Origin of the sequence: Colwellia sp. MB02u-6 (assembly GCF_014077095.1) — a bacterium.
In the GTDB taxonomy this organism is placed as follows: domain Bacteria; phylum Pseudomonadota; class Gammaproteobacteria; order Enterobacterales; family Alteromonadaceae; genus Cognaticolwellia.
This window is the reverse complement of sequence record NZ_JACGVG010000029.1, coordinates 1-25,238: the sequence shown is the minus strand read 5'-3', so window position 1 is coordinate 25,238 and position 25,238 is coordinate 1. Positions and strand designations below refer to the sequence as shown.

Here is a 25,238-nt window from a genome sequence, read left to right as displayed (position 1 = left end):
GAAAATTCGAGCGCTAACCTCTAAACGAACATAATCATTCTAGGTGCCAGTAAAGCTTGTGCCTTGAATAAAGACAATATATTGTCTTTTGGGTAGTTATTAATCTAAAAGCATGGGCTTTAGCAGTATCATTACCCTTAATAGCTGCCCATTGAGAATCAACTAAACATCAGACGGTTATCAGCAATTTTTTCTCACTGCTCGATCCTTTGTTTTAGTAGCATTTACTTAAAATGGTCATTCTGATGATCACCCCGAATATGACTAATATATACTTTAGGTAGATTTCCCAATAGCTGTATGATGTAAACTTTGTTGTGCTTGAATTAGTACGATGTAGACCCACTCCCTCTGGCGTGTTTGCCAGAGGGAGTGGGTCTGTTATCGCGATAACATTTTTCAATAATGCAACTAAAACACGCTAAATAATTCCAAGGACTTAAGTTTACTTTAATCACCTTTCACTCTTAACCAGTTGTTTTTAATCACTTATATAGCCAATTAATCTTATTTAACTTTTTTTCGAAAGGTTTTGAAATTACATTTTGTTGCGAACTGTTACATTTATCGTTATAAAGAATTTAACCAAAAATTAGTCAACTTGAAGTTTGGTGTTTTTAAATGAATTTAAATTGTGTATCCATTAACAGATTTAATATTGAATTTACCACTCTATGATGCTTATTAAATTCAATATTAATTAGGGAATTAAAATGAAAAAAAACTTTAAAATAGCTTATCTAGCCGCAATTATCAGTACCAATTGCTTAGCGTCTTCAGAAGTAATAGATCAATCATTGTTTACGGCCACAGCCACATCAGAAGAGTTATCGGGTGAAGGCGCGGATAATGGCAATGCAATACATGCAATCGATGGCAATCCCGCTACTTTCTGGCATACCAATTGGAGTGAAGCACAGGAAGGCGCTCATGTTTTCCCGTTTACTTATACTATTGCACTCGGTGACACCTACAATATTAATAAATTTGATTACTTACCTAGAGTTGACCGGGTAGCCGGTGCGATCGAAACTTATGAAGTATTTGTTAGTACCGATGGCGTTACTTTCACCTCAGTTGCTTCAGGCACATGGGCTGGTGATAATGACCTTAAAGAGGCAAACTTTGCTACCGTTGCTGCAAGCCATGTGCAATTGGTCATTACCACGGCCTTAATTGACTCGGCTGCTACTGATGGCCTCGAAGCGGATAGCTATGCGATTGCCGCTGAGTTTAATGTTTTCCAAGACACTGAATTTGTTCCAACCTATTCAAAAATAATCGATAGCTCAGCATTTACCGCTACGGCATCATCAGAAGAGTTATCGGGTGAAGGCGCGGATAATGGCAATGCAATACATGCAATCGATGGCAATGACGCAACTTTCTGGCATACCAATTGGAGTGAAGCACAAGAAGGCGCTAATGTTTTCCCGTTTACTTATACTATTGATCTTGGAACCAACTATAACGTCAATAAATTAGATTACTTACCTAGAGTCGATCGCCTCGCTGGTGCCATCGGTGATTATGAACTTTTCATCAGTAATGATGGCATTAATTTCACCTCTGTTGCTTCAGGCACCTGGGCTGGTGATAATGACTTAAAAGAGGCCACTTTTGAGGCCATTAATGCTCGCTATGTTCAAATAGTCATTACCTCGGCCTTCATTAACTCGGCCGCTACTGACGGCGTAGAAGCAGATGACTATGCGATTGCAGCTGAATTTAATGTCTATGAATACAGTACTGCTCCTGCAGCAATATACTCAGAAAAACTAGATAGCTCAGCATTTACCGCTACGGCAACATCAGAAGAGTTATCGGGCGAAGGCGCGAATAATGGTAGTGCGCTACATGCAATCGATGGCGATGCCGATACTTTCTGGCATACCAATTGGAGTGAAGCACAGGAAGGCGCGAATGTTTTCCCGTTTACTTATACTATTGCACTCGGTGACACCTACAATATTAATAAATTTGATTACTTACCTAGAGTTGATCGCCTCGCTGGTGCGATCGAAACTTATGAAGTACTTGTTAGTACCGATGGCGTTACTTTTACCTCAGTTGCTTCAGGCACCTGGCTTGGTGATAATGACGTTAAAGAGGCAATGTTTGCTAACGTTGATGCCAGCCATGTACAAATACTCATTACCTCGGCCTTAATTGACTCGGCTGCGACTGACGGCATAGAGCAAGATGCCTATGCGATTGCCGCAGAATTTAATGTTTTTAAAAGCAGTAATGTGCCTCCCACTGAAGAGCCAGTAGATCCGCTAACAAAACTAGATAGTAGCAGTTTTGTTGTTACAGCGAGCTCAGAAGAGCTAACAGGTGAAGGTGACGTTAATGGTCAAATTGGAGCAGCATTTGATGGTGACATTACTACTTTCTGGCACACAGAATGGAATGCACAGGAAACGCCCTTCCCCCATACGGTATCAATCGATTTAGGCGATTACTATGACGTTGAGCGCTTTGACTATACACCTCGTGGTAATGGTACAGGCCAAATTGCTGACTTTTCTATCTCATTAAGTAGCGATGATGTAACCTATGATGAAGTAAGTAAGGGTACATGGGCCGGTAATGATGACGCTAAACAATCTGGCTTTGATAGCCGAGCAGCTAAATATGTGCGTTTAACCGCAACGTCTGAAGCCAGTGATGCTACATTTGCTGGTGCTGCTGAGTTTGCCGTGCTTTCGCTCACATCAGACGCTGTCGCTCAACCAGCAACAACGGTCCTATTAGACAGTAGTTTATTTACCGTCAGCGCCTCTACTGAAGAGCTAACGGGTGAAGGTGATGTTAATGGTCATATTGCTGCTGCTTTTGATGGTGATGTCGCAACTTTTTGGCATTCTGAATGGAATACAGATGTGCTACCTGAAATGCCATTTACCGTGGATATTAATCTAAATGGCTTTTATGACGTTAATCGACTTGATTTCACGCCTAGAGGTAACAATACTGGCCAAATTGGTGATTATGAAATTTTAACAAGTCAGGATGGTGTTAACTATACCAGTATTACTGATGGCAGCTGGTCTGCTAATGATTTTGATAAATCTGCTGTATTTACTAGCACGTTAGCGCAATATGTACGCTTAGTGATAATATCTGAGGCAAATGAAGCCGACTTTATCGGCGCAGCAGAAATTCAAGTGTTTGCTAGTTCTGATTCACCAGTGCTACTAAGTAGTATTACCGCTAAGTTAGATAGTTCAAGCTTTATGGCGGTAGCTTCTTCGGAAGAGCTAGTAGGTGAAGGTGATGTTAATGGTCAAATTGGTGCTGCTTTTGATGGTGACCTTGGTACTTTCTGGCACACACAGTGGGAACCAGAAGAAACACCATTTCCGCATACGATCTTAATCGATTTAGGCAATTCCTATGATATCGCTCAACTTGACTATAACGGGAGAACTGGTAATCCGAATGGTACAATTGCTGAGTATGAAATATATGTCAGTGACAACTGTCGTGCTTTTGGTACCCCAATAGCTGCTGGTGAGTGGGAATATACCTCAGAGACTAAAGAAGTAAGTTTTGAGGCCGTTACCGGCCGATATGTTAAAGTTATTGCATACACTGAAGGTGCGGGGCAGAATTTTGCATCCGCCTCAGAAATAGCGATATCTCATAGCTATGCGGTTGGCACTGAAAACCCAGAAGTGGTCATTACGCCTGAATCAACCACATGTTCGATTGAGGGCTTAAGTGCTGCACCATATACAGCTAGAGATGTAACTTTCGATACAAAATATAATACCGAACTTTCAGACAGCCTGCCTAGCGTAGATGCCTCTGGTGATGCACTTAGCTACGCGCTAGTGACTGATGTAACTAAAGGTACCTTAACTTTAGAAACTAATGGTAGTTTTACTTATATGCCTAGTGTTGAGACTTCCGGAAATGATACATTTACCATTAGTGTAACTGATATAAACGGCGCTACCAGCCAAGCTATCATTACGATAGATGTGGCACCTAAACCATTCATTATCGAAGAGCCTAAAAAATCCAGCGGTAGTTTTGGTTCCATCTGGTTGCTTGGCTTGATGTCTATTGTTGGCTTACGCAGAAAGTTTAGCACAAAAAAATAAAAACTCAGTAGAGCAATGACGTAGCCCTGTTTGACAGGTCTATGTTCCATACAGAGTAGTAAAAGGCCAATAGCATGAACTGTTATTGGCCTTTTTATTTACCTAAACAAAACTGGCCAAGCTGTCCGGATGCAACAAAGTGCAGTCAGCTGATTACGTGAAGGCATATTAATAGCCAATAAGTTGGCATTCTCGGTATACCATATACTCGTTTAGCGCCTAATATTTCTTGAATATTTCAGCCTTTTAACCGTTATCATCAGTCCTATCCGCTGATACGGTTCGATAGTACTAGCCATAATCGGGAGATACTCCCTAACTTTAGTGCTTCTTAATACAATAAAAATTAATTTCAGGCTTTGCTTTAATAGTCGCTCGAACAGTTTTAGGCTTTCAATATATTCTGTTTAACGCGGTAATTGTTTTAAGCTTTTCAATACCCGCATTAGCTTTTGCCCGTTACTGGCTTTCAGGCTTTGTAGATTGAATATTTTTAGGGGGATTATCTGGTTGATTATTTTTCATAAGCGACAGGGGAAATTGTATACCTTCTCAATGCCCGACAAACCAATGATAGAACATAATAGGGTAAATACACAAAGGTACAGGCATATCTTCGGCTAAAATATCATATTGAGCAGCTAATAAAACAACAATAGTTGCTACCATAATTAATATTGGCCATAGAGAGGTTTTCTTCTATGTCCCATGGCTAACACCTTTGATAGAAATTAAATAAATAACTGTCTAACAGAGCGGTGCAGCACAACCCTAGCTACCCCACTGCTTATCCTTTAAAAACAATGAGCTAGACCTTTGTACCATCAAAGAATTAGACGTAATTAAACGTAATTAAACGTAATTAAACGGGTGTGAATACTTTTGGTCGTGGCGTAAACAAGGATAAATCTAGCCCTTATCTTATGCTAATACAGTCTGACCGAAGCTTGTCGTGAAGCCAAAACAGTCACTATCACACCTGTCAATTAAGTGCTCCCCCCCCCCTTTGGCGAGCCATAATTAACAGATAAAACCACAGGTCAGCCAATTAACCTTGTGCATCAATAACAATAAATACAAGCCTATGAATCAGCCTTATCGATGAATTAAAGGCGGTGTAACTCGCTCATTACCCGGATGAGATAACAGCAAACCTCACGGTTCATAGCAATAAAAGTTAGCATGATATTAGCGAGGTAAAAATGATCAGACCTTTAATTAAACACCAACATAACTGAAGGCTGTTATAATTTACTCTTATGAATTTTAAGGATTTTATTACACATGTGGTCGAAGTTAGGATGGATGCTTTATCCTCTAATTTAACGTTACGAAGACTTGAAAGTGCTCTACTTTAAATTAAAAATATAGTCTCCATATGGCTAAAGACTAAGATATACAATTTAGTTATAAATTCGCTATTAAGCGGCTGATCTACAAGTTATTTGAATAATAATGAAACGCAATAATTCTACGTTTTTATAAAGGGGTATATTGATAAAACCGTGAGCGAAATGAAATATTATGCCGGTGTAGAAGTGACTCAAAAAACGGAAAAATTATTTGCCGTTTTTTGAGTTAATATTATAAGGGTGGTTTAAAGGAACAGAAAACTCTGCACATCCTTGTGCAACAAGCTATTAAACATATTTATAGAGAATAAATTAGCCTCAGCGCCTATAAAAGGTTTAACAATCGTATTAAAATTTAGCTTTTAAGCCAAAATTATAATTGCGACCGCTAAAACTTAGATTAGTCAGGTTATCGCCCCATAATTCTCGTGATACTTGTTTGTTAGACTCATTGGTTACGTTATTAACCGCTGCCGTTATACCAATAGAATCTGAGAAATCATAACTCATACTCCAAGTAACATAATCAGATTCTGGAACATAGATGTCTCGCGTAAGAACATGGCCTGCCGCTTGTTTTAAGTATTCATCTCGATGTTGGAATGCGATACGTGTGCTAAAGTTTTCAATATCATAGAAGATTTGAAAGTTGTAAGACGACTTAGACATCCCAACAAAGCCAACTTCCCACCCCATGGCATTAGTATCGCCATTGCCGGTATCGGTATAAGTATAGTTTGCAGAATATCCAAAACCGTGCAGACTTTCTGGCAAATAGTCATCTAATGACTGTTGCAATAATACTTCCAAACCTTTTATTTTTGAATGCTGATCATTATTGACCGGTGACGTGACTTGAAATTCCCAGCCATCTATTTCTTCAAAAGTAACTTCATCTTGGACAAAACCATCAATATCTTTATAGAACAGACCGAGTGCTAAGGCACCTAACTCTGAAAAATACCACTCGAAACTTACATCTACATTAACGGCGCTATAAGGTTGCAGCGCAGGATTTGAACGGGTAATGCTGTTAAAACCTGGATCGCGGATCGATGAAGCATTAATCGTCTCATAAGGTTTCATACCTGATAATGTCGGACGAGAAACTGTTTTTGCCGCCGCTACTTTCACCACATAATCATCAAATAACTTCAAATTTACCGTCATGCTTGGTAGAAAAAAGTGTTGATGCGCTTCTTTCATTAAGCGAGTTTCATCGGCAAAATGTTCATCAATCGGGTTACCCAAAAAATCCCTAGCAATTCGATCTGCTCGTTGGCTTTTCCCTTCGGCGTCAATATCAATTTCGACATAACGACCACCTAGGTTAAGATTAAGTTGTTGTCCGTATATGTCAAACTGCAAATTTGTTTCAAGATACAAGTGCCCAACTAACTCTTCAATGGTATATGTTTGCGCCTCATCTCGTATTGGTTCCATTAACGCTACAGCTTCAGGGCTAACTTTACGATAAAAATCCAGCAAATCATTTACATCAAAGCTAGCCCATTGACGAGGAAAATTCCCAGGTTCATTAGACAAAAACTTATCAATATTGCCATTATTCATGACAGCTTCTGGAATTTCTAAAAAGCTAAAGGCTCCTCTATTAAGTAACTGAGTTTGATCCGTAATAGGAGCGCCTAAGATAGTACCATTACGAAAAGTAGTGGTTCCACCAACTTGTGGCGTATAAGTGTCGGTGAATTTAGTTTGTCGAGTAACTCCCGCGCCAAACTTGACGTCCACTACATAGTCAGTATCAAGCAGCCACACACCATCAAGTTTCAAGGAATCAACTTTATCTTCAGAGCCAATACCATTAAATCTATTGTAATGCGCTCCCCAACCAGCCGCTGCATTTAAATTTTCACTTAAGATAACATCAGGCATAAGGTTGTCGGTACGAAAATCAAATTTTGCGCCTTGAATACCCGAACGAGTGACAATATAGTAATTATCTCCCTGGTTTTTATCCACCGCAGAAGAATGTGCAAGATCAATAGCCAGTGTCACTGTGTCAAAATCATAACTCGCATTCAGTCCAAAAGATTGTGTTTCAGTATTTCTGTTTTGCGCCGTGTTGGCTAAATCAATCAGATACAAATCATCGATAGTAATCTGGTCTGCAATACCCAGATAAACCACCTCATCATTGTCATCTAATCGCGCTTCACCTGTAGCAGGATCCCAACGAGGTGTTAATAACTCATTAATGTCAAATTGGGTATAAGTACCATGATTAGCGTATATAGGCTGATTTGCACTTAATGCAATACTAGAGCCTTGATAACGCTGGTCGAAGGTACTGTATAAAACATCCAAGGTAACGTCTAATTCACTGACGGGTACCCATTGTAAAGACAAATTGGCACTGAGCCTTTCTTGATCTGTTGTACCATTTTGAAAGTTCATGCCAAGGAAGTTATCGGCTTGAACATTATAAAATTCACCATCTTCGCCTTGAACAGAGTGCGATCCATCACGCCCTATACCATCACTACGAACCGTATCCACGCGGTTACCTGTTTTTGAATAAATTAAGCCCGCAGCAATCCCAAATTCAGATTCATGGTTGTAGTTAGAATAAATAGAGAATTTAGGATTATGATTACCTGATAACTCTTGATAAAAATCATCAAATTTAAAGACTATTTCTGTTTCGTCATTAGTTAAAGGGCGAACTGTTTTTATATCAACTGATGCGCCAATACCACCTGAAGCCATATGAGCCAAAGGTGATTTAGCCACCTCGACACTTGAAATAATACCTGAAGAGAGTACATCATAATGAAAATCTCGACCTGAATTGGTTGTTGCCAGTTTTCTGCCATTTAAGGTGGTAACATTATATTCACCTGATAACCCCCTAACATTAATCGATTGTGCCTGGCCAGTATTAGGATCTCTGTTCACGGTAATACCGGAAATCCGTGACAATGCATCAGCAATATTAACGTCAGGTAATTTACCAATATCTTCTGCACTTATTGCATCCACAATGTTAACTGATTGGCGCTTAATTGCTATCGACTTAATTAAACTGCCTCTAATGCCATAAACTTGAATGACTTCAGTTTTGTCATCTACAACGTCATCAATGCTTTCATTTTTGTCTTCGTTCTTTTTCTTTGCATTAACCAACAGGTTCTTTGCCGTTGAATCATTTTGTTTTTTTATGACAGTAATTTCTTGTTCAGGGCTTGTTTGAGCAGCTGTAGATGTACATAAGACACTGCTTATTAACATACTCAGATATTTTATCTTATAATTTTTCATACTTTCTTCTTCCTAGTATTCTTTTCTGTTATTTAGAACAGCGACCACCTATGAAAACAACGTATCAATTATTTAAAATAATGGATACCGGCTTATTATAATAATCACCAACAACAAAAATAAATGCAAGCACATTATGCTTCATACGCTTTCATTTAAATAAAAACAATGAATATAAAGCGATTTTTTATCAAATAAAGGCTTATTCATATTGACATATAGCGCTTCGAAAGTAGCGTTTCGAAAGCTTTTATAAAAATCAATTTTACAGATAATATCAGGCGGTTTAATAGCCATATCTATTTCAATAATGAAATACAGCATAGAATATAAGCATCTGTATAAATTTGTTTGGAATGAAATCAGTGAATATTTTCTCTGTGCGGTTATTAATTATCACAAATATCAACGCTATTTGCTCAGTTTTTATATTCATTGGTATCCTAAATAACCCGTGGCCTTTTTATTGTTATAAACTGGGTTACTCTATACGTTGATGCTAATAAAAACATAATTTACATATTGCTTAAATCATTATTTAACACTATTTCAATGTTCAAACAAACATATAAAAGTCCTTCATCAACTTTTTACCAAAAACTCTTTCGACACTTAGCTAGAAAAATAAGTAATACATCTAGTAACCTACCATGCATGTCTTTGATCTATATATTGGCTCATTCAAGTATTGTACATGAGACTAGTTACCCCCATAGCAAATTAAAATGAAAGTAATCAAAATTATGATATAATTCATCGTACTATATATTCCTTGATGTTAATAAGTTCTCATAGAAGAAAATAAGGTAAACAATGAATACGAAAGAAAGGCGTCATGATATAATTCAAACAGTGATGGAAATGGGTAAAGTCAATGTTCATCACTTGGCATCCCAATATAACATTTCAACAGTAACCATTCGTACTGATTTAAGATATCTTGACTCTCATAATTTACTTATTCGCTGCCGAGGTGGAGCAATGGCCTGTAGTGAAATTGCGCGTGAACATTCTATAGCTGATAAATCAATCATAAGACCAGCAGCAAAAAAACGAATAGCGCAACGGGCTGCAGCCGAAATAAATGACGGCGAAGCTATTATTCTTGACTCTGGTTCAACAACAGCCGAAGTAGCCAATTATTTATCCACTTTTCGACGGTTAGTTGTAATGACCAATGGCATCAATGTTGCTTGTAATCTACTTAAATATAAAAACTTTGAAGTTTTAATGACCGGTGGAATATTAAGACAAAAATCCATGTCTTTCTATGGAAAACAAGCAGAAGACAGTATTGAACGATATCATTTCGATAAAGTGATTCTTGGTGCTGATGGCGTTGATTTTCATTCAAATATCACCACACATTTTGAACTTGACGCCACTTTAAATAAAACAATGTGTAAGGTCGCCAAAGAAATCATTGTCGTCTCAGATTCATCAAAATTCAATCAATCCGGCATTCATAAAATATGTAGTTTAAAAGACGTTACAACATTTATCACAGACGCTGATATCCAAGACTCTTATGTGTTAGCGTTAGAACAATCAGGGGTTAAATTAATTATCGTTTAACAAAAGATCAACAATGCCCTTGATAACTAGGTCATATGCTGACTTTTTTCCCTGTACAACTGTTTTTTATAACTGTCCTTTCATTTAATTTAACCATATGATTTAAATGGATTAAATATAAGACTACGTCTATATAACCCTATTAATACAACACCAGCTGAAAGATATCGGAAGACAAATCCGTTGTACTGAAACCTAATAAAAGCTATAAATAATAAACTAATAACAAAGTTAAATTTTTCAGGTAATAGTCTGATTGTCTGAACACTTAATAGAACCACTGATAAAGGTGACAGTAATGAAAAAAGCCCTAACACTAGCAATTACCCTCGCGTTACTAGGAGGCTGTAAACAGGAATCAGGTACAAAAACTGGTGACTCTATCCCTTATACTGGACCTGTTTGGGCCAATCCTATTACATCAGTAAATAACACTGAACATGGTGTTGTACCTGTTGAATCGACTACAAATACTTATAACGATGAAACTGAACTAAAAGTATTGACGGCTAATTTAGGTAGCAGCTTAACTGCAACAGACAAGGCATTTACCAACGCGGTCGCTGAGCTAGTCATCTTAAACGCTGATATTATTTTCACTCAAGATGCTGAGGGTGCCAATGCAAGACTTGCTAAAGCCTTAGGTATGGAGCTGTGGGCAGGTCAGGATACAACGTCTTCTGTTGGTATCTTATCAAAATACCCAATTTTAGAAGTATTAGATACTCAAGGTAATCCGCAAATAGGTGCCGTACTAGATGTCAACGGTCGTCAAGTCGTCGTTTGGGGCAATCACCTCAGTAATGCCTTAAACACATCTCAAGATGCGCGGGGCATTAACAGTGAGTTAAATACCCCCTATGACAACTGTGCTGCTATAAATAATACTGATCAGCTAGATCAAATAACCTCTGATGCTTTAAGAGTCAAACAGGCTCAAAACATTGTCGATGTATTAGCCGAATATAAGGCCAGCGGCACGCCGATAATTTTTGGTGGCGAGTTCAGTGAACCCTCTGGTTTAGACTGGGCTAATGCCACCATAAGCATGTTTGATCACGGTGGCGTAGTTTATGATTTCCCATCTCATAAACTACTTCGCGATGCCGGTTATACCGATTCGTATCGCATGATACATTCAAACCCAGAAACTCACCCCGGTATAACCTGGCCAATTAGGCAAGAGGACAGCTCGCTAGATTCTTCTAAGATAGTAGCAAAGTGTGGCCGAGCGCTGGATGACCGTGACCGCGTTGACTTCATTTACTATGATCAAACGGCTAGAGATGTGACATTAAACAGCGCAACGCTTATTGGTCCAAAGACTACACAATTTTTTACCAGTCCAGACCCCGCTAATCCAGATCCGCAAACAGGATATGAGGATCAACACCAAGGTAGATTAATTAACAGTGATACCGGCACCTCCAGATATGAAATTGATGATTTCCCTTCAACTCACTTATGGTATATGGCCACATTTACTATTGCGACACCAGCCGACACTACTGAGCATGTTTCCCTAGACAGCACGTCAGAAATAGACATTATTAAATTGGAAGATGTTAATAATAATTTAAAAGTTACCTTTAACATTAAAGACAGTTTATTTATGAACATTGCTTTTCAATATGTGGTGGATGTAACCGCTAGCACTGAAGAGCCTGGTAGCACCATTGGTGGTACTGTTGGAGTCAATGGCCGCCCTGAAGCTGATGATGAATACACAGTAACTATCAGTTCTACCTTTCTATCTAATTACAAAAATAGAGCCGATGTTGAACTTCGTCTAACCCATAATGTGTCTAACATTGGCCGTGTAGATACCATTAAAACATTAACCTGGGAAGAAATTGAAGCCGTGGTAAATGTTATCGGTATAGAGGGTCCGCTACCTTCACCATTTTCTACCAACAAAACAGCTTATTCCGTAGGTGAAACTGTCACTGTTGCTTACCATTCAGTACAAGGTGGTCGTAATGATAGGGTTGGTATATTTGATGCGGATTCCGAGATTCCACCAGGCGCTAACAATCCTGTTATCCAAGAACTATATATTCCTGCCTTTGAAATTGCTGGTTCTCTATCTTTCATTGATTTACCCGCGGGCAATTACTATGCGGCGCTATTATACAACGATAGTTTTACCGTCGAAGAAACCTATGGTTTCGAAGTAGTAGAGGGTTCGGTAATAGCAACATCTAAACGTGAGTATGAAGCTGAGGAACCTGTTGAAGTATTCTTTAATAATGCCCCCGGCAACACTAAAGACTGGATCGCTATATATGAAGTAGGTGCAGATAATACGGAAAATCTGGATTGGGCTTATATTAATGGTGAAACAGAAGGTTCGCATACCTTTTATAATGCTTTGTCTAGCGGAAATTATGAAATCCGCTTATTAACTGACGATAGTTTTGAATCTATTGCAGTTGCTGAGTTTAGCGTTAACTAATCACTCAAATAAAAATAGCTTCTATAAATATTTATAGAAGCTATTTACCTACTATTTTTCCTACAGAAAAAACATTATGAATGTCGCACCTTGTCATTAAGCTTTCGGTTGAGTCTACATAAAATAGTATGAAAAATATAATTGAGTAAAAACGGTAAAAAAGGGAAAAATTAATGATGAAAATCAATATCAAATCAGTAACACCAAAAAACCGATTGCTAACGAGTTTAGTTATTTTACTTGCTGCTTGTGGCGATAATTATACCAGCGAACAAGAAACCAACCCACAGCCATGGGAAGGGAATGGTAGCGGTATTATTGTAGTTGAACCTGAGCCTGTACCTGATGGGCCTACTTCGGGTTCATTTGAAAATTTTATGATTCAAAGTAAAGCCACAACTGATTATTGTATTGCCGATAAGGGTGACACATTAATATTGGCAAAATGTGATGCACAAAGTGACGAACAGCGATGGACCTTTAATGCTGAAGACGGCAGCATTAAAAATGTGTCGACCGAAATGTGTATGCAAAGTGCCGGAGCCAAAGATGGTGCAACCCTATCCCCAGAATTTTGTAATTTATCCTTAGAGCAAACTTGGAGTTTCGCTAATTCGATCATCAGCCAAGAAGGCTTTGCATTTGATGTCAATATGCAAGAGCTTTCCTTTATTTTATGGACTCAACATGGTAACGCCAACCAGCAATGGATAATTACCGATAAATTGTTCGTTTCTGAAGAAGTAGACAGTGAAAAGCTTTTTACTGAGCAGCTATTGATCAGTCAAGGTAAACCTGATTTATGCCTTGGGATATCAAATGACGATGATGTAGTTATGAACAGTTGTGATAAAAGCAAAAATGAACAGCTTTGGTCATATACCAAAAATGGTAGCCTGATAAATAAGTCGAATGGTTTTTGTATTGCTCAGGACGTCGGCAGTCTAAAAGTGACTAGCTGTGATGCAAGTAGTGAACAACGATGGGATTTTGAGGGTGATAATTTCTCACAAGCGGGTGTGTCATTTGACGTAAACTTGACTAATTCAACGGTGATTTTATGGTCAACTCACGGTGATGCTAACCAACGTTGGTTAATTGTTTCTCATGCAGAAAAATTTATTAGTGAATATACCGGTGGTGAAGTACAGTATCCTATCAATAAAAAGGATGCATTAAAAAACAAAATAGAAATAGCTAAAGGAGTGTTAAATCGTATTACACCATTGAGCGAAGCACTTCCCTACCCAAGAAATATAATTGATTTTCCTGGGGTTGTTGGTGCAAATGAACCTAAAATTAGTAAAAACATTACTTTAGATCGTAATTTTTACGAGCCAACACATCTAGGTTGGCAACAGCGTAAACATTGGCAAAGCACTGGTCTTTACGCTGCTGCAGGAGATATTATTTCAGTCAATGTAAAATCGGCTGATCCCGCCGTTATCGAGAACTTAAGTGTGATAATCAATCTTCACACTGACATTTTAAACCTTGGCGTTGGTAATGCTGAGTTTAATCTAGAACGTTTTTCAAATGTTCACTTGAATATACCGCTTAAAGCCGGGTTCAATGAACTACGTAGCCAGTACGGAGGCCTTGTGGTTATTGATTCCGGCGCCTTACCTATAGATGCTATAGTGGATATAGAGATCGGTAATGTTGTACAAGCACCCTATTACATTTTAGGTGAAACAACAGATCAACAATGGCAAGCAATGCAGGATTTAGATGTGCCTTGGGGAACGATGGAAACCGATAATGTATCACTTACTATGAGTAAAGCTGATATGGCTAAGGTAAACCAACCTGCTGCGCTGATGTCGGCATACAAGTCAGGTCGTGATGATATACATGATTTATCAGGATTCGACTCAGAGGCAACCTCTGGACCACATAGAGCACCTAGCTTAAGAACGCGTATTGTCGACGATGTACAAATATCCTATGGTTTTGCTCACGCTGGCTACCCTATCATGGCTAGTCCTGGTTGGAACTCATACGCAATACAAAATAGCAGCGATGGACATTGGGGTACATGGCACGAAATCGGTCACAACTACCAACAAAAATGTTTCTGGATGGTTTACGGTGGCGAAGTGACCACTAATTTATTTCCACTGTACTTTCAATCTAAAAATAACATTACCTCACGTCTCAGCCTTGAAAAACGTTATTCAAGTGCGATTAATAAAATTGCTGCCGCGGGCGGATCTTTGGCTAACTTTCATGATCTAAGCGACCCCTTTGATAGACTAATATTTTTAATTCAAATTAAAGATGCTTTTGAGGGTACAGGTGAAAATCAAGGTTGGGATATTTTTCGACAGCTTCATCGTAAGTTCAGAGCATTAGATACAAACGCTCAAGACGCTGTTTGTCAATCTGATCAAGCAAGTTATGACAAAAGTTTTGAATTTTTAAGCGAAATCAGCGGTCATAATCTTACCGAACACTTTACCGTTTGGGGTGTACCAGTATCCTCAGCAAGTCTTGCTCGGGTAGCAGCAATGGAATTGCCTATGCCGTCGATCAATATTTCTGCGATAAACAAAGAGCAATAAATAGCCCTTTAATGATTATGTTCAAATAGTCAGTGTATAACTTGAATAAGTATAAAAAACGATTAGCTGAATACATGCTAATCGTTTTTTTTTCGGCAAGATATGTAACAATGAAAACATATAAACAACTAACCTACGAACTACGATGCCAGATTTATGGTTTAAATAAAACCGGTATGAGCCAAAGCAAAGCCACCGTTCAACTATGACTCGAGCGTATTTTTCTAACACAACTAAGCTGTCGATAACACCTAGCTCATAACATATGGTTCATAACACTTAGCTCATAACATATGGCTCGTTCAGATAATGCAGGGTACGCAAGCCATCGCTACAACGAATAAACGGCAGAACAATGATGTTATGCCTAGCCTATATATTGCTTTATTTCAAATTTTTAGGCTGTTTTACTGCCTTGGCTATCCGCCACTTTTTTGCCATTAATCCAAAGATAAAAGCCGATTTAACTGCGGAAAAATGGATGTCCACTCTCTGATTCAACCCATCACTCGCCTCCGTTATGCTTTAATTCATTTTAGCTTTTGCAAGGGAAAATCTTCGGACAAACCGAAAATATATTAATAGCCAAACACTTACGAGTTTTTTCAATCATTTTTTATTTCAATTGCGCTAACAGCTAAAGCAAAATCAAAAGACAAATTAACTAGCTCTAAAAACAAAACCGAAGCAATAAAAAACCATTAAATATAGATATGAAAGGAAATGAAAGTAATATATAGTGTTGTTATTGTTATTGTTATTTTTTGATCATTATGAAGATGAATACCATAGCAAAGAGAGCACAACAGAGTGCCACTGATCTTTAACCAAGGTAAGTGTCGCTAGCTGAATCTAAAAACAGGGTCTTTCCACGGTATCGATTAAAGACCAAAACATGGCGTTAAAATCATGTTAGGACATTCAGATGCGACCTGTCAGCAAACCCTTAATGAACTCGATGGCAAAGTTTGTCTTGGTGTTTAATGGTATGCGGGGAGTTTATCACAGGAAACAGTGTTGAATTGGTGCTGTACGAGTACATAAGCTAATCGATGATGGCGTACGCTTGCAGCCAGCTATTTTACCAATGAGATACCAAGATCAAAAGCCTGAAAAATAAGCTATCGCAGATAGCTGAAAAAATATTTCACACAAAATATCATTAAAAATGATTAAGAAGGAAAAAATGAAAAATATGTTATCCAAATGCCTTTGCTTCCTTGCTGTTTACGCTACTTTTTTCAGCACAGTAAATGCTAAAGAGTTAGCGGCTATAGCTTCAATAAAGCAACAAAATAATCGTATAGAAATCACCACAAATGATAATGAACTCGTGGCCATTGAACTCATTAAGGACGATGTCGTTAGAATTTGGGCTGGTGTTAATGAACAATTAATTGATGCAAAAAACAATAAAGCTAAAATAGTTTTGCCCTATCAGCTGGGTAACGTCGACTACAAATTATCAACCCATGATAGCTATCATTTAGTACAAACATCACAGTTAGCCCTTCGAATCTACAAAGACCCATTAAAATTTGAGGCATATAAGTCAGATAATAAATCCTTGATTTGGCGAGAGTTGAAACCGATCGACTTATCAAAGGATCACAGTTATCAAACCTTGAGTACCAAACCAGCTGAACATTTTTTTGGTGGCGGACAACAAAATGGTCAATTTGAATTTAAAGGAAAAACCCTAGAAATATCTTATTCAGGCGGCTGGGAAGAATTTGACCGCCCTAGCCCTTCGCCATTTTATATGACGACTCAAGGCTATGGTGTATTAAGAAATACTTGGGCTAATGGTAGTTATGACTTTCGTTCGCAGGAGTATATTACTACCACGCACGAAGAGAACCGTTTTGATGCTTATTTCTTTTTTGGTGATTCAATTAAAAACGTTTTAGCAAACTTTACTGAATTAACAGGACGAGCAGAATTACTGCCTAGATGGGCATTAGAATACGGCGATGCAGATTGTTATAATGATGGCGATAATATTAAAAAGCCAGGTACTGTACCTGATGGCTGGAGTGATGGTCCTACGGGCACTACGCCAGATGTTATTCTGTCTGTTGCCGCGAAATACCGTGAACACGATATGCCTGGTGGATGGATTTTACCCAACGATGGTTACGGTTGTGGCTATACCGACCTACCAGAAGTTGTTGCTGGATTAAAAAAATACGGTTTTAGAACCGGTTTATGGACCGAAGACGGTGTAGATAAAATTAGCTGGGAAGTTGGTACCGCCGGTACTCGAGCACAAAAGCTTGATGTGGCCTGGACAGGTAAAGGCTATCAGTTTGCCTTAGATGCGAATAAAGATGCGGCACAAGGTATTTTAGATAACTCTGACGGCCGTCCTTTTCTTTGGACCGTTATGGGTTGGGCTGGCATGCAGCGTTATGCGGTTACCTGGACTGGCGATCAATCCGGTAGCTGGGATTACATCCGCTGGCATATTTCCACCCTAATAGGCTCTGGCTTATCTGGTCAAGTTTATTCGACTGGCGATGTTGATGGCATATTTGGTGGTTCACCAGAAACCTATACGCGTGATTTACAATGGAAAACCTTCACTCCTGTACTAATGGGTATGTCGGGTTGGTCAAAAGCCGAAAGAAAGCACCCTTGGTGGTTTGAAGAACCTTATCGCAGCATCAATCGTAGCTATTTAAAGCTAAAAATGCGCCTAACGCCTTACATGTATACCTATGCTAGAGAAGCCGAACAAACAGGTGCCCCTATTTTACGCGGGTTAATGTGGGATCACCCGAATGATCCTAATGCCAACACCGAAAAATATAAAAACCAATTTTTTCTTGGAAAAGACTTTCTAGTAGCCCCTGTTTTTCGTAGTCAAACTGCGAGTCAAGGTTGGCGTAAAGACATATACCTACCAGAAGGTTTGTGGATAGACTATTGGGATGGCAAAGTTACTGTGGCTCCTCAAGCAGGAAAACTTATTGATTATCCAGTGGAGCTGGAAACATTACCGATATTAGTGCGTGCTGGGGCAATAATCCCAATGTACCCAGAGTCATTATATGATGGCCAAGTGCCAAAGGACGAATTAACCCTGGACATCTATCCTCATGGCAATTCTGAATTTACTTTATATGAAGATGATGGTGAAACTAGAGCTTACAAAAACGGCAGTTTCAGCCAACAGCAATTTAACGTCACCGCTCCTAAAAATACGGCGGGTAATATACGCGTCAATATTGGTGGTGTTGTTGGTGAATACCAAGGCATGGAATTAGCGCGAGTTTACAAACTGCAAGTACATAGCCGAGTAAAACCAAATCAGGTAGAGCTCAATGGTATAGAATTATTGCAAGTAAAAACTAAAGTAGCATTAGAACAGAGCTCATCTGGCTGGTGGTACGGCAAAGATAGTCAGTATGGCGTGGTCTATATTAAAGCAGAAAAATCGTCTGTGTTTAATGACTTTGAATTTGAGCTAAGCATTGATGTAAATAAAACGCTAGCAACAACAGCCAGTTACCCTAAAATGCCTGATTTAGGCGCAAATATATCTAGCGATAGTTTTGTTATTTTAAATAGCCCTAACGAAGAGCCAGGTCATCCGCTTAAAAATGCCTTCGATAACAACCCAGACACTTGGTTTAGAACGGTAAGAGATCAATCACAAAAAACAGGTGCCCATGAATTTTCGCTTTCCTTTGGTGAGAGAAGAGTTATATCGGGTTTTGAAATACAACCACGCAATGATAAATATTGGGAGCATGGCCAAGTAAAAGATTATGAAATTTACATGGCGAACACTAACGGAGAATGGGGCGAGCCTGTCCACACAGGGACTTTAGCATTACAAAAAGGTTTGCAAAAAGTAACGTTCGACCCCATCATTGGCCGATTATTCAGATTTAGAGTGCTCACCACTCAAAAGCAATCGACTTCTGGCGGTAACGACCCGATGATCACCGCAGCAAAAGAAGATGATGCTTTTAGTAAACCTTATAAAGCATTTGAAGCACAACGAGTTAACCCGACCACTATTGGTGAGTTCAAACTGATTGAGCATTTACTGCCAGGTACATCTAAACATAATGTTTATTTATCTAATATAAACTGGTTATACCATGATGAAAGCTTGAGTAAAATCTACGTTAATAGCGCTGCGTCAACATCAGGTAAAAGTGATGACATGAACATGAACGGCTTAAAGTTTAGCAAAGGCTTAGGTGTTAGAGGCAAGAGCCATGTTGACTATACCCTACCAAAAAATGCTCAACTATTTAGAGCGGATATTGGTATTAATGATAGCTGTAGAGTAGATGGCCAGATCAGTTTCCAAATTTTTGGCGACGATAAACTGTTATATAACAGCGGCATAATCAAAGCGCCAACGGTGATAAAACCCGAAATTGATATACGTACTTTACAAAAATTAAGCCTACGTACTCAGGGCAATAACAACAGCTGTGCCAACTGGGCTAATGCTGTGGTTATAACGTTAAAGCAAGATAAATAGAGCAGTACTAAGTACAAGGCCCTGTAACAAAAAATGATGTAATTGTTTTTTGTTACAGGGCCTTTTTTTAGATGATGCAAGAGAGGCTCCTACTGGTGTTCATTTAAAAATATGACTGACCAAGTCCAAATATGTTTCTAGTGCAGGTAAAACTAAAAATTATATACACATTTAAAAGTTACTTCTTTGAATCCTTAGTCTTTTTTTAGCCTCTACTTTTACTCGCGCTACATAAAATAGTACTAATGTCCCGAGCAGAAAAAAATACAATGCTGAATTAAATAGATCTTCACTGCTTTCGTAGTAAGAAAAAAAGCCAAAAACTACAGCGCATAACATCCCCACTTTGCCCAAGAATTCAATCTCTTGTAATATTATTTTATGTTTATCATTGTTCATTTAATTTGTTCCTCTGTTGTGTTGTTAGTCACAACTAACTAGAAACGTGGTAGGGATAATATGGAAAAATGAGAGCCGAAGCCCTCATTTTTGCTGCTTTAACGCTACCATATTAATATTTCGTCGCAATGACTCAATATCATTCTGATAACCATTTCCGAGAATGATCGAAACGACAAGGTCTGTTAGACTGACTAACATTGCTCAGTAGTGTTGCGGAGCTCGGACAACCGCGGAAAGTTGCTGAATTATCTGTCAGCGGCAGATTGTTTCAACGCTAGACTACAGCAGCATTAATAAATAGGTAGTGCATAGGGAAGTTTTTCCAATTCGGCTAATTTCATCATAAATAAGGGAACCGAAGTTCCCTTAATAGTTTTACGTTTAATTTTCGCAAAGTGCTAATAGCGCATCCTGATTTTCGATAGAGAAAAATATTTCTTTGGGTACACCGCAGAAGTTAAAAAAGTCATTATCTTCAACATTTTCTTTGATAAAACCTCTGATTTCATCAAAAAAATAGCCAAATACTAATGCCCTTTCATCAGGGTAGAAATATTTTTTAGACATAAATTCTGGAAGCTCTTGCTGCAATAAATTTGTTATTGCAAAACAAGTGGTTCTACTGCATTCATCCCTATACTCATAAATAGCCTGTGTACTTTCCTCATCAAAATACCAACAAACCCTTAAGCAATCTTTATCCCTTGTTGGGGTCTTTGATTTTCTTAACAGCTTGTAGCGCCAATTAATATTTTCTTGTTTAGTCGATTTATTTTTCAAGATATTTCCTCAGTTTAGTTGACCTCAGATATACCTAGAAACACGCTTGGGAAATTTTTACTTAATCCTGCGAAATAACCCCACGCTTTCGCATAAATTCTGGCAAAGCGCCAGTTTGTCTATCCGCATCTAGAGTTTGTACAGCTAATAGTTTTGAGTTATCCATCAGGTGAGCGTATCGTTTTGTGGTTTCGATTTGACGGTGATTTAATAGATGGCTGACCAAATATATATTACCCGTGCGCATCATTACCCTAGATGCAAAATCATGGCGAAGATCATAAAACCTGAAGTTATGTATCTCAGCGTTTTTGATGATGCTTCTCCACGCTGTTTTTATTGTGGTTAATTGTTGTGAAGGTGACTGTGGTGACGGAAACAGCCATGCATCTACTTTATTTTCAATTAACCTTGAGCATTTTTTATGAATATAGTGCTTACGCCACTCGGTTAATGTGGCGTAAGCTAAGTCATTTAGAGGTATAAAGTTAGCGAGCGATCTTTTATCAATAGATTTTCGGATTCTAAAAAATCGAGATTCAAAATCTACATCTGTCCATTTTGAGTTCATTAATGTCCCAGGACGAATTCCTGTTTCTTTAAATAAAATGATAAATGGTGTGACATGATCTGCAAATGCACATTCATTGAGCTGAGGCGGCGCTATTAAGTTTCTTTCTTGGCGGTGTAAAATAGTACTTTTCCGTAACTTTAACTTACGCTCATTACGTTGATTCATTGTACGATAAAGTCTTAATTCTTCTTGAGATAAATAACGAATAATTTCATTGTCCATTTTAAACTTGGGTAACGTATATAGGTCATGGTCGTTTATTACGCCTTGCTCTTTAGCTAACTGCACACATGACATAATGGTGCAAATAGCTTCTTTTAAGGTTGATGGTTTGAGCACCCAGCGACTTTCAGCAGCATTAATTTGTCTTTGTGTTAACTTTCTTTCCTTAGTTTTTAACCATTTCTTTAAAACTTCAGTATTTATATCTTTAATTAATAAATTCAATAGTTTGGGAAAGTTCCGCATTACAACTTTGACTTTTTTAGCGGCAGTTTTAGGGTTTTCTTCTAATTTTTTATCTAAGAATTCGCCCTGTAAAAATGTATTTAACGTTATGAGAGAATCTTCAACCGCACTCGCCTCAACTTCAGTACCGCCAGTAATATGATTCTCAAAAACCTTGATCCCTAGCTCGTTAGACGCTTTAATTTTTTTAACAGCCGCCAACATATTTGTAAAAGATTCTGGTGAGAAAGTGCCTAATTTGTTTGTGATCATTTTGCTATTTTTACCATCACGTGAACGATAATAAACACTGCCGTGATCGTCATCGTTTAGAACTTTGATGTTTTTTCCCAACTTTTTAAACCTATTTTTATACAGTCGAATGGAGAGGCCAGATACATGAAGTTGATTTAAAGTTAAATATGGCAGCCCTCCCTGCCACCACGTTTCAATAATGTGCTTTAAATCATCTTCGTTGATGTTTGAATTTTTTCTGATTTGGTTTTGTACGCTTGAAAGTGAGGCTTCTTTCAAACGAGATGGATTAAACAATATTGCTCCGAACAGCTTTAAAAGTTCAGAGTATTTTTTCTTTTTAACAGTTAGTTATATACTTTTTGACATGATTATTTTCCCGTAGGTTTAAAGTAACCTCATCGCACATATATCGCACTGGAAAATGCAAAAAGATGCAAAACAGTCCAAAAGCATCAACTTAACGAATAACGCTAAGCTCTTGTTTTTAAACTGACTTTATGGGAATTGTTTATGAGTTAAAAATCAGCCCCTGAGTCTGGGGGACGTGAGGTCGCAAGTTCGAATCTTGCTACTCCGACCACATTTACAACAAAAAAGCCCTGTCTTGACAGGGCTTTTTTGTTGCTGTTGTATCTTAATTCACTGCAATACTCAGTTGATTAATTATCTACTCATTTTTTATAGCTTATTGACCAAGATAAACCCTAACAGCTAATTTTAGGTATATCTCGCCACTTACTCGTAAAGCTTGGCGAAAGAAATTCACGTCGCATATGCCACTTATCAATTTTACCTTGTACGGCTAATTGTAAAGTATCATTACCGTAACGATTATTTATCCCGTCATAACAGCGCATCAGCTCTGGGTCCTCTTCATTTAGCGAAAACAGATCACCTTGTTGAAATTGAGTACTTTCAAGCTCAATGGCTCCCACACCACAACGATAAAAGTTAACGCCGCCGGCATAAACACGATCAAAAACGGCTGATATAGCGTTAGCAATATTTAGGGTGTTATCTGTTGCCACTAAAAATTCATAAATTATCGATTTGTGGTAATAATTATCATCATGAGGCGAGCTAGCAGCGGATATAACCAGTTGTTTTACGCGCGAATGCTGTTGCCTTAGCTTACGACCTACAATGCCGCCATGGCTCACTAAAGCCGCTTTTAATTGATGTTCTTCATTTATCCGTTGACCAAAGCTTCTAGTGGAAAATATTTCTTTTTTTGCTTGCTTAACTTCATCCCAGTTTAAACAAACTATACCGTTTAACTCGTTAACCGTTCGTTCAACCATAACGCTAAATTGGCTGCGCATAGTTTTAGGTGACTGGTTGGCTAAATCCCAGGCGGAATTTATTCCCAACACATTTAAACGCTTGCCTAATCGACTACCAATGCCCCAGACGTCAGTCACCGCCATTTTTGATAATATGTCTTTACGCGACGTGACGTCATCTGCAACTGCCACACCGTTGTAGCCCCCCAATTTTTTAGCTGCGTGGTTTGCGGCTTTCGCTAATGTCGGCGTTGAGCCAAAGCCAACCCCCACTGGCAAACGCGTTTCCTGCCAAACCGCACGTCGTATTTCGTGGCCGTATTTATGCCAGTCATTAATAATTTGGTTATAGTTTTTAAATTGTAGAAAAGACTCGTCAATCGAGTAAACATATTGGTTATCGCAAAAACGGCCAATAACATGCATCATCTTGTCACTGAGATCCGCATATAGCGCATAGTTAGACGAGCGGACAACCACATGGTGTTTGGCTAAGAAATGTTTAATTTGAAAGTAGGGTTTAAATTTTGGTATACCTAAACGCCGACCAATTGGACACACAGCACATATACAGCCATCGTTATTTGTTAGCACGACCACAGGCCGATTTCTGATTGAGGGGTCAAACACCTTCTCACAAGACGCGTAGAAAGATACGGCATCAACTAACGCATACATGCGCTTAACTCCCTTAGCTGTCGATGTAAACGAATTGAACGGGTAACTACTCCCTCTATTTGAAATTCATCCTCAGGTGTAATGCTGACCGGTTGATACTTAAACGATGCGGATAATAGCCTAGCGTTTTTTTTATCAATAAGTTTACAAGTAAAACAGCCATTGTAATTCGCCACAATAACATCACCATCTTTTACTGGCTCGCTCCGATCGACTAGCAATAAATCACCATCAAAAATGCCAACATCTTGCATCGACTGGCCTTGCGCCAAACCAATGAAAGTCGCATCAGGGTGTGCTATCAAGAGTTGATCTAACGATAAACCGAGTTCTTTATATTCAGCTGCGGGGGATTCAAAGCCGGATATACCCGCCTCAATAAAAATCGGAATAACTTTCATAAAACACCACCTATACTGTACATTTAAACAGTATAGGTTAAGGCGTAAAATTGAGGAAGCTTTTTATTAAATGCTCATGCCGTTTTTCTGATGGATAAAATAAAGCTGTCGCTTGCCACTTTGTCTACATTAACTCTGTCTACATTATTTTATAACTCAATATCAAACACAACTTGACTGAAACTTTACCACACCCTTTTAACCTAGCAATTTTAAGTGTCGATATTCTTTAGCACATTATGAAAAGCTACTAGTAAGCATGTTTCTGTCTTACGTCGTTTAAGCTCATTGTGTTAACGTCTGACTCACAGCAAAATACGGGGGAAAGCACGAAGTTCTTTTATAAAAACTTTCTAAAATTAATTGCACACTACCTTATGTGTTAGTGTAATAAAGTACCATATGCTACTAGACTAAAGTGCAATAGCTCATTTTTTTATATTTTATTTCCTAAAATTATATATTATTTACAGATCGGAAGACCAAAGGCTGGAACTCAAGTCACCAGGAGTAACCTGGTATCCCTCCTCTTGCTGGAAAAAAAAAAAACAAATCAATCTAATCAAAAAAT

The 25,238-nt window shown here is 38.4% G+C and carries 11 protein-coding genes; 5 read left to right on the top strand and 6 right to left on the bottom strand.

Annotated elements, in window-relative coordinates; genetic code table 11:
* Positions 1-713 precede the first annotated feature (713 nt).
* A complete protein-coding gene (locus tag H4J46_RS06455; RefSeq protein ID WP_182232722.1) occupies positions 714-4,112 on the top strand; it encodes a discoidin domain-containing protein in 3,399 nt (1,132 codons plus the stop codon).
* A 1,700-nt stretch (positions 4,113-5,812) separates the two neighbouring features.
* Here H4J46_RS06455 and H4J46_RS06450 read toward each other — a convergent pair.
* On the bottom strand, positions 5,813-8,746 hold the full coding sequence (locus H4J46_RS06450) for a TonB-dependent receptor (protein ID WP_182232721.1): 2,934 nt from the start codon (positions 8,744-8,746) through the stop codon (positions 5,813-5,815).
* Positions 8,747-9,559: 813 nt separating this feature from the next.
* Between H4J46_RS06450 and agaR the strand changes: the two genes are divergently transcribed.
* From agaR to H4J46_RS06430, 4 genes are all read left to right on the top strand, one after another.
* Positions 9,560-10,321 (top strand): transcriptional repressor AgaR, encoded by a 762-nt coding sequence (gene agaR / locus H4J46_RS06445; RefSeq protein WP_182232720.1) that lies wholly within the window; start codon positions 9,560-9,562, stop codon positions 10,319-10,321.
* Positions 10,322-10,619: 298 nt separating this feature from the next.
* Positions 10,620-12,776: a hypothetical protein gene (locus H4J46_RS06440; RefSeq protein ID WP_182232719.1), complete on the top strand. Its 2,157-nt coding sequence runs from the start codon at positions 10,620-10,622 to the stop codon at positions 12,774-12,776.
* A 173-nt stretch (positions 12,777-12,949) separates the two neighbouring features.
* Complete coding sequence (locus H4J46_RS06435) at positions 12,950-15,340, top strand: M60 family metallopeptidase (RefSeq protein ID WP_182232718.1); 2,391 nt, start codon at positions 12,950-12,952, stop codon at positions 15,338-15,340.
* Between the two features lie 1,186 nt (positions 15,341-16,526).
* Positions 16,527-19,844, top strand: a complete 3,318-nt coding sequence (locus H4J46_RS06430) for a TIM-barrel domain-containing protein (protein ID WP_182232717.1) — start codon at positions 16,527-16,529, stop codon at positions 19,842-19,844.
* 171 nt (positions 19,845-20,015) lie between these two features.
* Here the strand turns inward: H4J46_RS06430 and H4J46_RS06425 are convergent, their stop codons facing one another.
* The 5 genes from H4J46_RS06425 to H4J46_RS06405 all read right to left on the bottom strand — a co-directional run bounded on the left by H4J46_RS06425 (position 20,016) and on the right by H4J46_RS06405 (position 24,667).
* The gene (locus H4J46_RS06425) at positions 20,016-20,243 is read right to left on the bottom strand and encodes a hypothetical protein (protein WP_182232716.1); all 228 of its coding nucleotides are present in this window, start codon (positions 20,241-20,243) and stop codon (positions 20,016-20,018) included.
* 384 nt (positions 20,244-20,627) lie between these two features.
* Positions 20,628-21,026 (bottom strand): hypothetical protein, encoded by a 399-nt coding sequence (locus tag H4J46_RS06420; protein WP_182232715.1) that lies wholly within the window; start codon positions 21,024-21,026, stop codon positions 20,628-20,630.
* A gap of 61 nt (positions 21,027-21,087) precedes the next feature.
* Complete coding sequence (locus H4J46_RS06415; protein ID WP_182232714.1) at positions 21,088-22,599, bottom strand: site-specific integrase; 1,512 nt, start codon at positions 22,597-22,599, stop codon at positions 21,088-21,090.
* Between the two features lie 410 nt (positions 22,600-23,009).
* Entirely contained in the window at positions 23,010-24,266 is a 1,257-nt protein-coding gene (locus H4J46_RS06410; RefSeq protein ID WP_182232713.1) for a Y-family DNA polymerase, read from the bottom strand.
* Positions 24,254-24,667 (bottom strand): LexA family transcriptional regulator, encoded by a 414-nt coding sequence (locus H4J46_RS06405; RefSeq protein WP_182232712.1) that lies wholly within the window; start codon positions 24,665-24,667, stop codon positions 24,254-24,256. The genes H4J46_RS06410 and H4J46_RS06405 overlap by 13 nt, the downstream gene beginning before the upstream one ends.
* Positions 24,668-25,238: the final 571 nt, after the last annotated feature.

Coding starts and splice junctions, on each gene's coding strand:
- H4J46_RS06410 (WP_182232713.1), bottom strand. CDS start 24,266: ATGTATGCGTTAGTTGATGCCGTATCTTTCTACGCGTCTTGTGAGAAG.
- H4J46_RS06455 (WP_182232722.1), top strand. CDS start 714: ATGAAAAAAAACTTTAAAATAGCTTATCTAGCCGCAATTATCAGTACC.
- H4J46_RS06435 (WP_182232718.1), top strand. CDS start 12,950: ATGATGAAAATCAATATCAAATCAGTAACACCAAAAAACCGATTGCTA.
- H4J46_RS06430 (WP_182232717.1), top strand. CDS start 16,527: ATGAAAAATATGTTATCCAAATGCCTTTGCTTCCTTGCTGTTTACGCT.
- agaR (WP_182232720.1), top strand. CDS start 9,560: ATGAATACGAAAGAAAGGCGTCATGATATAATTCAAACAGTGATGGAA.
- H4J46_RS06440 (WP_182232719.1), top strand. CDS start 10,620: ATGAAAAAAGCCCTAACACTAGCAATTACCCTCGCGTTACTAGGAGGC.
- H4J46_RS06450 (WP_182232721.1), bottom strand. CDS start 8,746: ATGAAAAATTATAAGATAAAATATCTGAGTATGTTAATAAGCAGTGTC.
- H4J46_RS06405 (WP_182232712.1), bottom strand. CDS start 24,667: ATGAAAGTTATTCCGATTTTTATTGAGGCGGGTATATCCGGCTTTGAA.
- H4J46_RS06425 (WP_182232716.1), bottom strand. CDS start 20,243: ATGAACAATGATAAACATAAAATAATATTACAAGAGATTGAATTCTTG.